General features: G+C 53.6%; 13 protein-coding genes and 1 other RNA gene. 11 read left to right on the top strand and 3 right to left on the bottom strand.

The window, feature by feature from the left end:
• Positions 1-31 precede the first annotated feature (31 nt).
• The 3 genes from ffs to dnaK all read left to right on the top strand — a co-directional run bounded on the left by ffs (position 32) and on the right by dnaK (position 3,116).
• An RNA gene (ffs, locus tag RBT11_10115) (signal recognition particle sRNA large type) lies at positions 32-284 on the top strand.
• 207 nt (positions 285-491) lie between these two features.
• Positions 492-1,145: a nucleotide exchange factor GrpE gene (gene grpE, locus RBT11_10110; GenBank protein ID MDX9787122.1), complete on the top strand. Its 654-nt coding sequence runs from the start codon at positions 492-494 to the stop codon at positions 1,143-1,145.
• A 57-nt stretch (positions 1,146-1,202) separates the two neighbouring features.
• The gene (dnaK, locus tag RBT11_10105; GenBank protein ID MDX9787121.1) at positions 1,203-3,116 is read left to right on the top strand and encodes a molecular chaperone DnaK; all 1,914 of its coding nucleotides are present in this window, start codon (positions 1,203-1,205) and stop codon (positions 3,114-3,116) included.
• A gap of 60 nt (positions 3,117-3,176) precedes the next feature.
• Here dnaK and RBT11_10100 read toward each other — a convergent pair whose 3' ends face one another.
• Positions 3,177-4,037, bottom strand: a complete 861-nt coding sequence (locus tag RBT11_10100) for a glycosyltransferase (GenBank protein ID MDX9787120.1) — start codon at positions 4,035-4,037, stop codon at positions 3,177-3,179.
• A 294-nt stretch (positions 4,038-4,331) separates the two neighbouring features.
• Here RBT11_10100 and RBT11_10095 point away from each other — a divergent pair, with 294 nt between their 5' ends.
• Both RBT11_10095 and RBT11_10090 read left to right on the top strand, forming a co-directional pair.
• The gene (locus RBT11_10095) at positions 4,332-5,432 is read left to right on the top strand and encodes a hypothetical protein (GenBank protein ID MDX9787119.1); all 1,101 of its coding nucleotides are present in this window, start codon (positions 4,332-4,334) and stop codon (positions 5,430-5,432) included.
• Positions 5,405-6,343 (top strand): acyl-CoA dehydratase activase-related protein, encoded by a 939-nt coding sequence (locus RBT11_10090; protein MDX9787118.1) that lies wholly within the window; start codon positions 5,405-5,407, stop codon positions 6,341-6,343. Before RBT11_10095 ends, RBT11_10090 begins: the two co-directional genes overlap by 28 nt.
• Positions 6,344-6,665: 322 nt before the next feature.
• Here the strand turns inward: RBT11_10090 and RBT11_10085 are convergent, their stop codons facing one another.
• Both RBT11_10085 and RBT11_10080 read right to left on the bottom strand, forming a co-directional pair.
• Positions 6,666-6,887 (bottom strand): hypothetical protein, encoded by a 222-nt coding sequence (locus tag RBT11_10085; GenBank protein ID MDX9787117.1) that lies wholly within the window; start codon positions 6,885-6,887, stop codon positions 6,666-6,668.
• A 100-nt stretch (positions 6,888-6,987) separates the two neighbouring features.
• A complete protein-coding gene (locus RBT11_10080) occupies positions 6,988-7,305 on the bottom strand; it encodes a cupin (GenBank protein ID MDX9787116.1) in 318 nt (105 codons plus the stop codon).
• Between the two features lie 278 nt (positions 7,306-7,583).
• On the opposite strand from RBT11_10080, the gene RBT11_10075 reads away from it, so the two are divergent.
• The 6 genes from RBT11_10075 (at position 7,584) to RBT11_10050 (ending at position 14,191) form a co-directional block, all read left to right on the top strand.
• Positions 7,584-8,291 carry a formylglycine-generating enzyme family protein gene (locus RBT11_10075; protein ID MDX9787115.1) on the top strand — a complete coding sequence of 236 codons (708 nt, stop codon included), beginning with the start codon at positions 7,584-7,586 and terminating at the stop codon, positions 8,289-8,291.
• 129 nt (positions 8,292-8,420) lie between these two features.
• On the top strand, positions 8,421-9,245 hold the full coding sequence (locus RBT11_10070) for a rhodanese-like domain-containing protein (GenBank protein ID MDX9787114.1): 825 nt from the start codon (positions 8,421-8,423) through the stop codon (positions 9,243-9,245).
• 160 nt (positions 9,246-9,405) lie between these two features.
• On the top strand, positions 9,406-10,473 hold the full coding sequence (locus tag RBT11_10065; protein ID MDX9787113.1) for an AI-2E family transporter: 1,068 nt from the start codon (positions 9,406-9,408) through the stop codon (positions 10,471-10,473).
• Positions 10,474-10,497: 24 nt separating this feature from the next.
• Entirely contained in the window at positions 10,498-12,408 is a 1,911-nt protein-coding gene (gene cooS / locus RBT11_10060; protein MDX9787112.1) for an anaerobic carbon-monoxide dehydrogenase catalytic subunit, read from the top strand.
• Between the two features lie 16 nt (positions 12,409-12,424).
• Complete coding sequence (locus RBT11_10055) at positions 12,425-12,934, top strand: 4Fe-4S dicluster domain-containing protein (protein MDX9787111.1); 510 nt, start codon at positions 12,425-12,427, stop codon at positions 12,932-12,934.
• Positions 12,935-12,937: 3 nt separating this feature from the next.
• Positions 12,938-14,191: an FAD-dependent oxidoreductase gene (locus RBT11_10050; protein ID MDX9787110.1), complete on the top strand. Its 1,254-nt coding sequence runs from the start codon at positions 12,938-12,940 to the stop codon at positions 14,189-14,191.
• Positions 14,192-14,277: the final 86 nt, after the last annotated feature.

Raw genomic sequence — 14,277 nt, 5'->3', positions numbered from 1 at the left:
TCGTTTGCTTTCTTTTATGGTCACATGCTGGTTGTGCTAGGCGGGGAGCTAGCGGTTCCTTATTCCCGAAATCCGCTTTATGCGGGGCTGAATTCCCCCCCGAAGGGTTTTTTCCAACGGCACGGTTCCCGCAACTGACCGGTCGCCACGCAACAGACGGTCATGAACCTCGTCAGGTCCGGAAGGAAGCAGCGATAAGTGACTTAGGCTGTGTCGTGGATCGATCCCGGTTATGCTTGCGGGTTACCGTCTTTACGGAAAAAATTCGACTGGGGGGTGCACAACCAGCTTTTCCCCCGGCTCCCCCTCATGTTTTTTCGATGCTACAGCCAACCGCAGTTTTTTTCAATAACCCAAAACAGCCGCCTTGACATCGAAACAATGAGACTTATTTTTTTGGCAATGTTGGCGAGGCGTGCACAATAGCGCAATTGGGTGCTTTTTTTAATAGTTATCCGTTTTTTCGATCGAGTCAGGGGAAGAATAAGCCAATGAGCGCAAAGGAAAAAATAAGGAAATACGAAGAAGCCGAACAGGCGGCGATTGACCAGGACCTTTCCCATGATAAGGAAAAAAAAGGGAAAAAAGAAATAAAAGAAGCGAACGCTGACCTGCAAGCGCAAATTCAGGTTCTTGAAGATAAGCTCTCTGCCGCAGAGGCTGATGCCAAGTCCAAATACGATCAGGTACTGCGGGTGGCGGCGGAATTTGATAATTATAAAAAACGCTCTATTCGCGAAATAGAAGATTTCAGAAAATATGCAAACGAGGCCTTGTTTCGCGACCTTATAGTAGTGGTGGATAATTTGGAACGAGCGATTTCTTCGACCGATGTGAATGACGGCGCCGGTACCTGTGTGCTGGAGGGTGTCAAAATGACACATCAGGAAATTCTTAAAATATTTGAGAAATTTAATGTAAAACCGATTCTATCCGTTAACCAGCCGTTTGATCCCGTTTTTCATCAAGCGATGTTCCAGGAAGAGACAAACGAAGTGCCTGAAAATACCGTAATCAAGGAAATGCAGCGGGGCTACCTGATTCACGACCGGCTGCTCAGGCCTGCCATGGTGATTGTGTCAAAGGCGGCCGTATCCGGTAACGGATCGGAAACAACGGAAACCGGACCGGATATTGAAACTTAGTATATTCATACTTTTTCAAATGACAGATAAGGCTTCTAAGCAAGGAGGAGGAGAAACATGGGCAAGATTATAGGGATCGATCTGGGTACGACGAATTCCTGTGTGGCGATCATGGAGGGCGGTGATCCGAAGGTCATCACCAATCCGGAAGGCGGGCGCACAACGCCGTCCATAGTCGCCATATCAAACAGCGGAGAGCGCCTGGTCGGCCAGATTGCTAAACGCCAGGCCATTACCAATCCCGAGAACACCGTGTTCGGTGTGAAACGCCTGATTGGAAGGAAATTCAACTCTCCAGAAGTTCAGAGTGACATCAAGGTACTGCCTTATAAGATCGAGCAGGCCTCAAACGGCGATATTCGAATCAACATTCAGGGCAAACAACATAGTCCTGCCGAGATCTCCTCCTTTATTCTCGCCAACCTTAAGAAGACCGCAGAGGAATACCTGGGTGAAACCGTTACGGATGCCGTTATTACGGTGCCGGCTTATTTTAATGACAGCCAGCGGCAGGCAACCAAGGATGCCGGCAAAATTGCCGGTCTGAACGTGCTTCGCATCATCAATGAGCCGACCGCTGCATCCCTGGCCTATGGGCTGGACAAGAAAAAAGAGGAAAAAATTGCCGTGTTCGACCTGGGTGGGGGAACCTTTGATGTATCGGTTCTTGAAATCGGAGAAGGTGTTTTTGAAGTCAAGGCCACGAACGGAGATACCCATTTGGGTGGTGAAGATTTTGACTTAAGAATTATCGATTATTTGGCCAATGAATTTCATAAAGACCAGGGAATCAATTTGCGAAGCGATAAAATGGCCCTTCAACGCCTGAAGGAAGCGGCTGAGAAAGCCAAGATGGAGCTTTCCACGTCCATGGAGACCGATGTCAACCTGCCGTTTATCACGGCGGACGCCAGTGGGCCGAAACATTTAAATATCAAGATTTCGCGGGCAAAGCTGGAAAGCCTGGTCAGCGATCTTCTGGACAATCTGGAAGCACCCTGTCGCACGGCCATGAAGGATGCGGGTCTAAGTCCCAATGATATCCATGAAGTGATACTGGTGGGCGGCATGACGCGAATGCCCGCAGTTCAGGACCGGGTTCGAAAGATTTTCGGCAAGGAACCGCACCGAGGGGTGAATCCGGATGAGGTGGTGGCGGTGGGAGCTGCTATTCAGGCCGGCGTGCTCAAAGGGGATGTCAAGGATGTCCTGCTGCTCGATGTCACGCCGCTTTCTCTCGGCATTGAAACCCTTGGTGGTGTGTTTACCAAACTGATTGATAAGAACACGACCATTCCGACCAAAAAGAGCCAGATTTTTTCAACGGCCGCGGACAATCAACCGGCGGTTTCCATTCATGTGCTTCAGGGAGAACGTGAAATGGCGGCCAACAATAAAACCCTCGGCAGGTTCGAGTTGGTCGGCATTCCGCCGGCTCCAAGAGGGGTGCCGCAAATTGAAGTCGCCTTTGATATCGATGCCAACGGGATTGTGAATGTATCGGCCAAGGACATGGCCACCGCCAAGGAACAATCCATTAAAATCACCGCTTCCAGCGGCCTGTCCGAAGCGGACATCGAAAAGCTCATCAAAGATGCCGAGCTTCATGCCGAGGAAGACAAAAAGAAAAAAGAGCTGGTGGAGGCCAGAAACACGGCGGACAGCTTGATTTACGCGACGGAAAAATCGATCAAAGACCTGGGTGACAAGGTCGATGCCGGCACCAAAACCAAGATCGAGGAGGCAACTGCCGCACTGAAAAAAGCCATGGAAGGCGAGGATACGGACGCCATTAAGCAAAAGAGCGAAGAGCTGACTCAGGCGTCTCACAAGCTGGCGGAGGCCATGTACCAGGAAGCCGCAAAGGCGGGCGGACAGGGTGATGCCGGTGCCGGGCAAAGTGCGAGTGCCGCGCAGGATGATGATGTGGTGGATGCCGATTTTGAAGAAGTAAAAGAAGATAAAAAATAAAATTTCGCCGGGCGGAAAATAAATACAGAACCCGCGGTTCCAATGGGCGCCGCGGGTTTTTTATGCGTACCGTTCAGCAAGCATTTTCATGCGCGCGGCTTCTTCACTGCGCCCCCGTTTCTTGCACCCCTGAGCGTATATTTGACATTTTTCCCGAAGAACAGTAACCGCGGCCGTGCGTTGAAGCGCCGAAAGCACCCCGCTTTCGATCAGTCGAGAAAGGGAGGCAATGCGGAATTGGTCCAGGGCCGGCATTTTCGATAATTGATCCGAATGTCCCCCGGTTTTAACGATCAGCGCCTCATCGATCAGGTACACCGGATACCGGCAAGCCACTCTTAGCCATAAATCATAGTCCTCGCAGGCGGGAAGTGCCTCATCGAAGGCGCCGACGCTATCAAACAAGCGCCGCTGCATCATCACGGCGGACGGACTGACCAGGCACAACTGCAAAGACGGTTCAAAAATATCCCCGGACGGTTTTTGATGCCGGTTTTTCGGGTTTACCCGAACGCCGTTTCTAATCCATATTTCCTCGGTCTGACAAATCAACGCCTTCGGGTGAGCGTTAAAAAAATCGACCTGGCGGCTTAATTTCCCCGGTAGCCATCGATCATCCGAGTCGAGAAAAGCGATCAGTTCACCTGTGGCTTCAAGAATCCCCCGGTTGCGAGCGGCGCTTACGCCCCGGTTGGCCTGCCGGATTACCGTTATCCGGGGTACATATTCGGCCAGCGTGGAATTCGTTTCATCCGTGGATCCGTCGTCCACGACAATGAGCTCATGGCCATCGTAATCCTGTGACAGAACCGAATCAATCGCTGCTTTTATCGCCCATGCCCGATTATAGGTGGGAATAATGACACTGACGGTCATGTTGCCTTTATGGTGCAATGCACTGAGCGCTTTCTGTTGTTTCATGGTTCCCCGTGAAAGCGGGAGCCTATTATGTATACGCAGGCCAAAGGGGTTATCATTGCCTTGGATTGAAAACGGCATGCCTCCGACTTTTCTACCATGCGCATACACTAACCATTATCGTCTCGCATGTAAATAAGCGGCAGTTGCCCGGTCATGGCATGAATGTTTTACCAAGGGCAGGTTGCATCGCCGGCTAAATAGACGCTTGCGGGAGTCGGCTTTCAGATGATATGGCTCAACGATGTCTGCGAGCACCATTGAATTTCTTAAACAAAAACGGACTCTCCCTGCCCCATGAAAGTGACCTTTCCCCATCTGGGGAGCATGCATATTTTCTGCAAGGCCGTGGCTGAAACCGCAGGGATTTCCTACGTGCTGCCGAGTCCCACCTCAAACCGCACCCGCGAAATCGGAGAATATCACACCAACGAATCGGTATGCCTGCCCTTAAAGGTCATTCTGGGTAATTTGGTGGATGCCATTGAAAGGGGGGCGGATACCGTTGTGATGGTGGGAAGCGGCCCGCCATGCCGGCTTGGGCTCTATGACCGGATATTAAAGATTCTGTTGCGGGACTTGGGCTATGATATTCGGTGGCTTACCATCCCGGGCATTTTCAACCGGCAGGCCCTGATGCAAAACCGCGAGGAAACGCGGATGTTGCGCAGAGAACTTTCGCCGGGCAATTTTTTTCGCTTTCCCCGGGCCATGGTCATGGGATGGAAAAAGATGATGTGGTGCGATCATCTGGAGCGTACCGCCGCCGAAATGCGCGCGAAGGCCCGCTATTCAGCCCGGGTGGATGCGTTGCTTGAAAAGGGGCTTTGCGATATGGATGCGGCCAAGGGGGTTCGAGAACTGACACGTGCTGGAAATGAGGCGATCAGCGCGCTGAGACAAATTGAGAAAAGCGGTCGCTCTCCATTGCGGGTGGTGATGGTGGGAGAGGTGTACACGGTGATGGAACCCTCCATTAATATGGATGTGGAAAGGCGCCTGGGACATCTGGGGGTGATGGTGCACCGATCCTCCTATTTCAGCACGCATATTCGAAGGGGCTCCCGGTTGGATAAAAAGTTGCTGAAGCAAAGGCAGGCGTTGCTTCACAGGGCCGTGCCTTATCTGAATTATGATGTGGGCGCGGAATGCAATTTTTCAGTAGCCGAGGCAGTGGCGGCAGCCGGGGAAGGCTATGACGGCGTGGTGCATGTCTATCCGTTTTCCTGCATGCCGGAGACCAATGCGGCCGCAGTCCTCTCCGCCGTGAGCGAGGATTTGAATCTGCCGGTCCTTCCGATTGTTATTGATCGGCAGGATATGGGGCTTCGCATAGACACCCAGTTGGAAGCGTTTGTGGATATTATGATGTGGCGAAAAAAGAGGCGTCTAATATGAAGGTCGGGTTTTGCCGGGAGCTGTTGCATGTGGAGGGGATGGCGGCGTTAAAGGCAACGCTTGACCGATTGGCCCCAGAAATCGAATGGGTCCATGATTCCGCCAAAAAAGTCCGCAGCCAACTGCTTCTTGACGGGGATGCCTGTTATCCCTTCAAAAAAATGGTTCGAAGCGCGCTGTCCTTGTTGCCCGGGGTGGATGCGTTGCTGGTCCCTCGAATCATCCGCTTGGACAATTATCTGATGTGTCCGAATTTTCGCGCCTTGCCGGATATGGTCCGGCTCAATCTGGAAAGGCTGTATTCAGCGAAGTTGATTCCCCTGTTGACGCCTGAAATCGATGCGGTGACATCCGGTCCGGTGGATTTTCTTGCCGCCGACATTTTCAAGCAGCTTTTCGGAAAAAGTTCGACGGCAAGCCCGGTTGTGGAAAAGGCCGGGGCGCACCTTACGGAAGATTTGCGGAAACGCGATATTTCAAAGGCCATCGCCCTGATCGGGCACGCCTATGTGCTGCCGGATGCACATCTGAATAACGGGGTGCCGGAGATATTGCACGGGCTGGGCCATGAAACGGTGAGCACCCGGGATATCGCCTTTAACACCCTGACCTCGCTGGCGGCAAGGCATGATTATTACGCAAAGACATTGTACTGGCGATCCGCCCGTGAGGTTTTGGGGGGATTTCTCTATTTTACGCAGGTGCAGCGGCCCGCCGGGATGATTCACCTCGTGCCCTTTAATTGCGGGGTGGACGCGCTGCTCAGAATAGAGCTGGCAAGCCTTCATAACCGGCTAAATCACCCGGTCCCCTTCATGGTCATCGTGTGCGATGAGCATACGCAGCGGGATCATGTGCTGACAAGGGTCGAGGCATTTTTGGATATGGTTCATGGCATCACCCTCCACTGAAATATTTCCGCGAATCGACGCGGGCATTGCAAAAAACGAGATTGCGACCCATCCCCTTTTTTTCCGAATGGCATTTACATGAAGATTCAGGCGGTTAGTGCATTATTCTGAATTCTGTATTCCTGAGTAGTTACCGAAAGATTTGATCACAGCGCATGCCTGACTGGCGCTTTTAGGTGAATTTACGGTCGGTTTGGTTTATTGGCGGAGTTGAACAAGGTTTTGCCTCGGCAGATCGTCTCAAAATGGCGGAAACGCTTCTTTGACCAGTGCTTGCCTGTCAGTTGCCCAAAGACCATGGACGTCCTTTCTCCAAACTCACTTACGGAAAAATCGCCCGGCAAGCGGGAAAACGGTTTGGCGCTGGCTGAGCAAAGATGCTCCCTGGTGTTACCGCAGCTGGATTTGGCCCCGCGATCCGGATTTCGAACAAAAAGCCGCAAGATTCCTTGATTTGCATCATGGCATCCGGGAAGGGAAACCCCTGGGCAGCAATGACTTTATTATTTCTTCCGATAAAAAAACCAGTATTCAAGCCCATCATCGAATTTTCGACCCAGAGCACTTAGCCAGTTCAATCGCTATTTTCTCTCCCACCCCTAATCGGGTGTTTAAGCGCCGGTGAATCAATCTCTTTGCAAGTGTCATATCGGCGGCGCAATCGTCACCAGAACACGCAGATCGGTGATGGCCCGAACACCGTGCGGTTCGGAAATCTCACTGATCAGCACATTGCCCGGCTTTGCGGGCATGGTCGCATTGTTTGCGCCCAGAAATTCGCCTTCGCCCTCCAGAATGACGATACTCAGTTGCCCCTCGATATCGTGACTGTGAATCGGCAACTGCTGGCCCGCCTTGAAGTTGAAATTAAGGATTTTAAAGTAGGCTGAATCGTTGACGAGCAGTTTTGTAAAGGCTTTATCTGAAAATCCGTTTTCTTCAAACACATTTATTTTTTTCATGATCGCTCTCCTTTTAGGTGGATGAATGCTGCCACGCGAATATATCGAGTGGAGCGGTTAACCGGTTGCCGATGGTTTGAACCATACCAAGGTGTCTTGGTATGGTCTTTGATCTGTATCAATAATACGATATTTTTGCCATGTTGTTTATCCGTTGCTTTTTGCAATGTGAAGACAAAATAAGTTGACATTGTGCCGGGGAATGCGGAGAAATAAGGGAACACGGCTTGTGTCGACACTTAAGCGGTGTTGCGTTTTGGTTCGAAGAAAGGAGAACCATGGCCGATATCATCACTAACCGCATCGGTATGGAACTGATGTTGGTACCGGCCGGCACGTTTATCATGGGCGGGGACTGGGAGGCCGATCAGGCCGACGAGAATGAGCTGCCGAAGCACACGGTTCAACTTAAAAAACCGTTTTATATTGGCAAATTCGCGGTGACCCAATCCCAGTGGCAGGCCGTGATGGGGCAAAATCCCAGTCACTTTATCGGCTCGGACCGGCCCGTGGAAACCGTGTCTCATTCAGATGCGTTGGTGTTTATCAAAAAAATTAACAAATTGGAGCGCCCGCGGGCCTACAGGCTGCCTACCGAAGCCCAATGGGAATACGCCGCTAGGGCGGGTTCCCATAGCACCTTCTGCTTCGGCGTCGATCCAGCCAACCTTCCCCGATACGCCTGGTATCAAAAAAACAGTGGCGGCGAAACGCATCCGGTGGGGCGATTACTGCCCAATGCGTGGGGGCTGTACGACATGCACGGTAATGTTCACGAGTGGTGTGCGGACTGGTTTGACCGAAACTATTATGCCCAGAGCCCGCTCCTTGATCCTCAAGGTCCGAAAAAAGGACTGGCGCGTGTGCTAAGAGGCGGGGACTGGGGATCTGCCGAACCATGGTACTGCCGGTGCGCCATTCGCAGCCTCAGCTCTGCGGACCGCCGCAGCCCCCGGGTTGGATTTCGGGTGGCAATGATTTCATAGCATGGGCCGAATCGCACCCTGAACCGGTAAAGCCGGAAGCTGGGCTGCTTGGTGCCAGCCACCTTTTCCAGTTTCAGGTATCGGCTGCGTAACGGGGTAATCGATCACACACATGGGGAGTATGAAAGAATGAAAGATGAAAAGATCAAGGCCATGTGGCCCGAAGAGCTTAAAGAATACATGCAGCGGGAGCGGGAAGAGGATTATCTTCTGGTGGATGTCCGTCAGCCGCAGGAGTATGAGGTTGAGCATATTCCGGGCGCCTTGCTGATCCCGCTGCCGCAGGTAATGAAAGATGTCACGCGGGTGCCGGTGAATAAGAATCTTATCTTTTATTGCGCGCACGGCATTCGCTCGCGGGTCGCCGCGGAACGCTGCGCGGACAGCGGGCGACATCCGCATGCCATTTACAGCCTTACCGGCGGCATTGCCGCCTGGGAAGCGCAAGTGGTGACGGATGTTCCAAAACTGGAGATTTTTAACGATCTGTCGGCTCCCACGGATTGGGTCAAAACGGCAATGAATCTTGAAAAGGGCGCATTTCTTTTTTATGACTATGTCATTAAAAAATGCACGGACACGGACCTGGTCAAGGCGTTGGTAGACATCAGCGTCATGGAAACCGCCCATGCCCGGTTGATTTACAACCTTTTCCCCCGGGATGAGCGTTCCACCGAGATGTTTCAGGATGTTTACGGCGCGCTTTCCGGCGATATCGTGGAAGGGGGGCAACCGCTTTCCGAACTTTGCCGCCAACTGGAAGCCATGCCCGGCCCGTTTATGACAAATGCCCTGGAGATGGCGCTTCGTATCGAATATGCGGCCTATGATTTGTATCGAAGCTTGGCCGATCAGAGCGAGGATGAGCGCATTCAAAAGGCGCTGCTGAACCTGTCCCAGGCGGAGAAAAAGCATGTAGACCGGGTGGCTCGCCTTTTCGAAAACGCGTTTTAAGCCGTTTTAGACCCTCTATCAGAAACATACACGTTTTTGCGTGTATGTTCACTGAAGGTGAAAGATGGCTTTTATGCCTCCCAGCATCCCAGCCTTCCAGCATCCGGCTTTGCCGGATTAGGCTGTTGTGGCTATCAAATATTAATTCAAAGGGGACCAAATGGACCGTCCGGTGCTCAATAAAGTGGTTTTGTTTCTCGTGGTGCTTTTGATTTCGCTGCTCTTTATCTCCATGATTCGCCAGTTTCTGATGGTGATACTGGTAACCGGCATTTTTTCCGCCATGGCGCAGCCCATTTTTCGACGGTTTTTAAAGTGGTTTAACGGCCGAAAGAACGCAAGCGCCGCTGCAACGCTGGCCTTTATTTTACTGATCATATTTTTGCCCCTTGCCGGGCTGCTGGGCATCGTCGCCGGCCAGGCGATAAAGATCAGCAACTCCGTCAAGCCCTGGATTGAGCAGCGAATAAAAGAGCCTACCGCCTTTGACGAGCTGATGCAATCCGTGCCGTATTATGATCAGGTCAAATCCTACCAGGATGTGATTCTGGAAAAAGCGGGCGCACTGGTGGGAAAGATGAGCACCTTTCTCTTTGACAGCCTGCAAACGGTCACCCTGTCCACTGTGAACTTCATTTTCCTGTTTTTCGTTTTTCTTTACACCATGTTCTTTTTTTTAAAGGAAGGCGATCAGATTCTGAACAAAATGCTTTATTATCTGCCGCTGACGGATGAGGACGAGCGCCGAATGCTGGATCGATTTACTTCGGTTACCCGGGCCACCATCAAGGGAACGCTGGTGATCGGCCTCATTCAAGGTACATTTGCCGGCTTGGCCTTTTGGGTGGTCGGCATCGATAGCGCCCTTTTTTGGGCCACCATCATGACCGTGCTTTCGATCATACCGGCGGTGGGCTCGGCCCTGATTTGGTTTCCGGCGGCTATTATTCTGGCCGCGGGCGGACATTTTGTTCAGGCGATCGGCCTGATGCTGTTTTGCGGGCTTTTGGTTGGAAGCGTGGATAATTTGCTTCGTCCCCGCTTCGTGGGGAAAGATACCCAAATGCACGAGCTGCTAATTTTTTTCGGCACCCTGGGAGGGATCAGTCTCTTCGGTCTCATCGGTTTTATTATCGGCCCCATTATCGCCGCTTTGTTTACCACGGTTTGGGATATTTACGGGGTGACGTTCAAGGAATACCTTCCGGAAGTAAAGATAAAAAGTTAATATATCGATCGAAGGAGGAAACGCATGTCAACCGGAAATGGAATGGAAAAGAGCCTGGATCCGGCGGTAAACCAAATGATCGCCAAGGCGAAAGCCGAAGAAATCAGTTCCGTGTGGGACCGCTATGAGGCCATGAAGCCCCAGTGCGGGTTCGGAGATACCGGACTGTGCTGCCGGCATTGCCTTCAGGGCCCTTGCCGCATCGACCCCTTCGGCAATGGTCCCGCCACCGGAATTTGCGGGGCCACGGCGGATGTCATGGTGGCCCGGGGGCTTGATCGGGCCATTGCGGCGGGCACGGCGGCCCACTCCGGGCATGCCAAGCACCTGGCCCACACCCTGATGAAAATGGCCATCGGAAAAGCATCCGCTTATGGCATCAAAGATGCGGTTAAACTTAAAGCCGTGGCCACCCGGCTCGGTATCGCCGTGAGCGGCCGGGAAGACATTGATATCGCCCGGGATGTCGCGGCTGCGGCCCTGGCCGATTTTCATGAAAAAGATACCCCGGTGTTGTGGGCCGCCACCGTGGTCAACAAGGAGCGCGTGGACGTATTGACCCGCCTGGGGATTGTTCCCAAGGGCATTGATCACGAAATTTCGGAGATCATGCACCGCACGCTTTATGGTGTGGACGCCGATGCGGTCAACCTGTTGCTCGCGGGTCTTCGGTGCGCGGTGGCGGATCTGGCCGGATGCTATATGGGCACGGATCTGGCCGATATTCTGTTCGGAACCCCGCAACCGGTGGTTTCTGAAGCCAACCTGGGCACGCTGAAAAAAGGAAGCGTCAATATCGCGCTTCACGGACATAACCCGGTGGTCTCCGAAGTGATTGTGGCCGCGGCGGCGGGCATGGCGGAAAAAGCAAAGGCGGTCGGCGCCGCCGGCATCAACCTGGTAGGGGTGTGCTGCACGGGAAACGAGATCCTGATGCGCCATGGTATTCCGGCCTGCACGCATTCGGTGAGCCAGGAGATGGCCCTTGTGACCGGCGCCGTGGATGCCATGGTGGTGGATTACCAATGCATCATGCCGTCGATGGCCACGGTGGCCGAGTGCATGGGTACCACCGTGATTACGACCATGGACCTGGCCAAGATCACCGGCACCGAGCATGTGGCGTTCTCCGAGGAATCGGCGCTTGAAACCTCCAGGCGCATCATCGACATCGCCATCGAAAATTTCAAACGCAGACGGAATCGCCCGGTCGATATTCCGGATTTCAAGGAAAAGGTGATCGCCGGGTTTTCGGTGGAAGCCATTGTGGCGGCGCTTGCCAAACTCGATGCCGATGCGCCGTTAAAGCCGCTGGTGGACAACATCGTGGCGGGCAATATCCGTGGCGTGTGTCTCTTTGCCGGGTGTAACAACGTCAAGGTTCCTCAGGACAGAAATTTTGTCACGATCGCCAAAAAGCTGCTGAAGGAAAACGTGCTGGTGCTGGCCACCGGATGCGGCGCGGGTGCGCTGATGCGGCATGGATTCATGGACCCTGCCAACGTGCCTGAATTGTGTGGCGAAAGGCTTGCCGCCGTGCTGACCGCGATCGGGAAAGCAAACGGCCTTGGCGGCCCCTTGCCCCCCGTGCTTCATATGGGCTCTTGCGTGGATAACTCCCGTGCCGTGGCCATGGCGGTGGCCGTGGCCCGGTATCTGGGCGTGGATACGGCCAAGTTGCCTGTCGTGGCTTCCGCGCCCGAGGCGGTTTCTGAAAAGGCCGTCTCCATTGGCGCCTATGCTGTGGCGGCCGGGTTGCCGACCCATGTCGGGGTGATGTTGCCGGTGTTGGGTAGCCCGTTGGTCACCGAAGTGCTCACCGAAAAATTAAAGGATCTGACCGGCGGCTATTTCATCGTGGATCTGGATCCGGAATCCTCGGCGATCAAGCTTATCGCCGCCATTGATGAGCGAAGGAAAGGTCTGGGGCTTTAAATCAAAAAAGGAGCTCATGATGTCCGAGCCAAAAGAAATATTCGTGAAACTCGATCAGTGCATGGGGTGTCACACATGTGAGTTGGCGTGTGCGGTGGCCCATTCCGAATCAAAGACATTATACGGCGCGTTGCTTGAGCGGTCTGTTCCCCAAAAGCGGATTTATGTGGAGTGGGCGCCGCCGAACAGGCCCGTGCCGATCTTATGCCGCCATTGCGAGGAGGCGCCCTGCCTGCATGCCTGCATCAGCGGTGCGATTTTCCGATCGGCCGAGGGCGTGGTGCGAAGTGATCCGGACCGGTGTATCGGTTGCTGGACTTGTGTGATGGTGTGTCCGTACGGTGTTATCGGGCGGCATTTGCAGGAACAAAAGGCCTATAAATGCGACCGATGTCCGGATCTCAAGATGCCGGCCTGTGTAACGGCCTGTCCCACGAAAGCGTTGGTTTACAGATCCGCTGCAACGCATGCCAAAGAGATTCGGCAAACGGCCGCATTCAAAATAACGGCCGGAAGCGGGGCGTAATCCATGAAAAATGACAATGTGATGCGATATGTCATCATCGGCGCCAGCGCGGCCGGTATGGCGGCGGCGCAGACGATTCGTGAAACCGATTGCCGGGGGCGGGTGACGATTCTTACCGAAGAATCCGATCCGCCTTATTTCAGGCCGCTTATTCCCTATCTGATCAGCGGCAAAAAAAGCGCCGCGCAGATGATGCTCTCGGGAAAAGGCCCCTATACGGCAGGGGACATAACGGTCAACACCGGCGTTCGGGTGGCCGGTATCGATGGCGCTCAAAAAATCGTCCGAACGGCCAAGGGTATGGAAATTCCGTTTGACCGGTTGTTGATCGCCACGGGGTCTCGCCCCCATCTGCCGCCGGAAATTGAAAACACCGCTGCAACCGGCGTGTTTACCATGAGAACGCTTGCGCATGCCCGGGCTGCGTCGGTTCGCGCCGAAACTGCCCGGCATGCCGTCATGCTCGGCGGCGGTCTGTTAAATCTCAAGACCGCCTTTGCCCTTCTGGAAAAGGGCATTCGGGTGACGCTCGTGGTGTTTTCCCCGGAAGTACTCTCGCAACTCATGGAACCGCGGGATGCCGCACGCATTCGCGCGGCCCTTGATGCTGCGGGGTTAAAGATTCTGACCGGTAAACGCGCGACCGCCGTTATTTCCGGTGCCGGCGGGGTGCAGGGGGTGTTGTTGAATGACGGAGAGCGCCTTGCTTGCGAGATGGTCTTCATCGGAAAAGGGGGGTTGCCCAACACCGGCTTCTTAAAAGAGAGCCAACTTTGCATGGACGGCGGCGTGGTGGCGGACCGGCACACCGCCACCAGCGATGCGAATATTTTTGCGGCCGGCGATGTGGCCGTGACCTTTGATCCGGTAACGCAGGCAAGGGTCAATACCGGCCTTTGGACCAACGCCGTTGAAATGGGCCGGTGCGCCGGGTTCAACATGGCCGGACAAAAGACCGTATATAGTGGCACCTTCGGCATCATGAACGCCACCCAGATCGCCAATGAACCCTTTGTTTCCATGGGCGTGGTGCATACGCTGGGCACAGCCTATGAAACCCATATTGCTTCAGGAAAGAATTTTTACCGGAAAATCGTCTTTAGCCCGGACGGCGCCCGCCTGGCCGGAGCGGTGCTTTCCGGTAATATCACGGGCGCGGGGCTGTTGCGGCTGGTGATGCGGGAGCGAAAACCCGTGGCCGCGTTCAAGCACGCCGTCATCAACGGAACCTTGAATTATGGGCATTTTCTAAGGTAGCGTTGCAGCTACCAGCTACCAGCTATCAGCTATCAGCTACCAGCTATCAGCTATCACCTACCAGCTATCAGCTAACCGCCAGCCCC

Source organism: Desulfobacterales bacterium, from assembly GCA_034003325.1.
Lineage (GTDB): Bacteria > Desulfobacterota > Desulfobacteria > Desulfobacterales > JAFDDL01 > JAVEYW01.
Note: the sequence above shows the minus strand (reverse complement) of the source record. Positions and strands in the feature narration are given on the sequence as shown.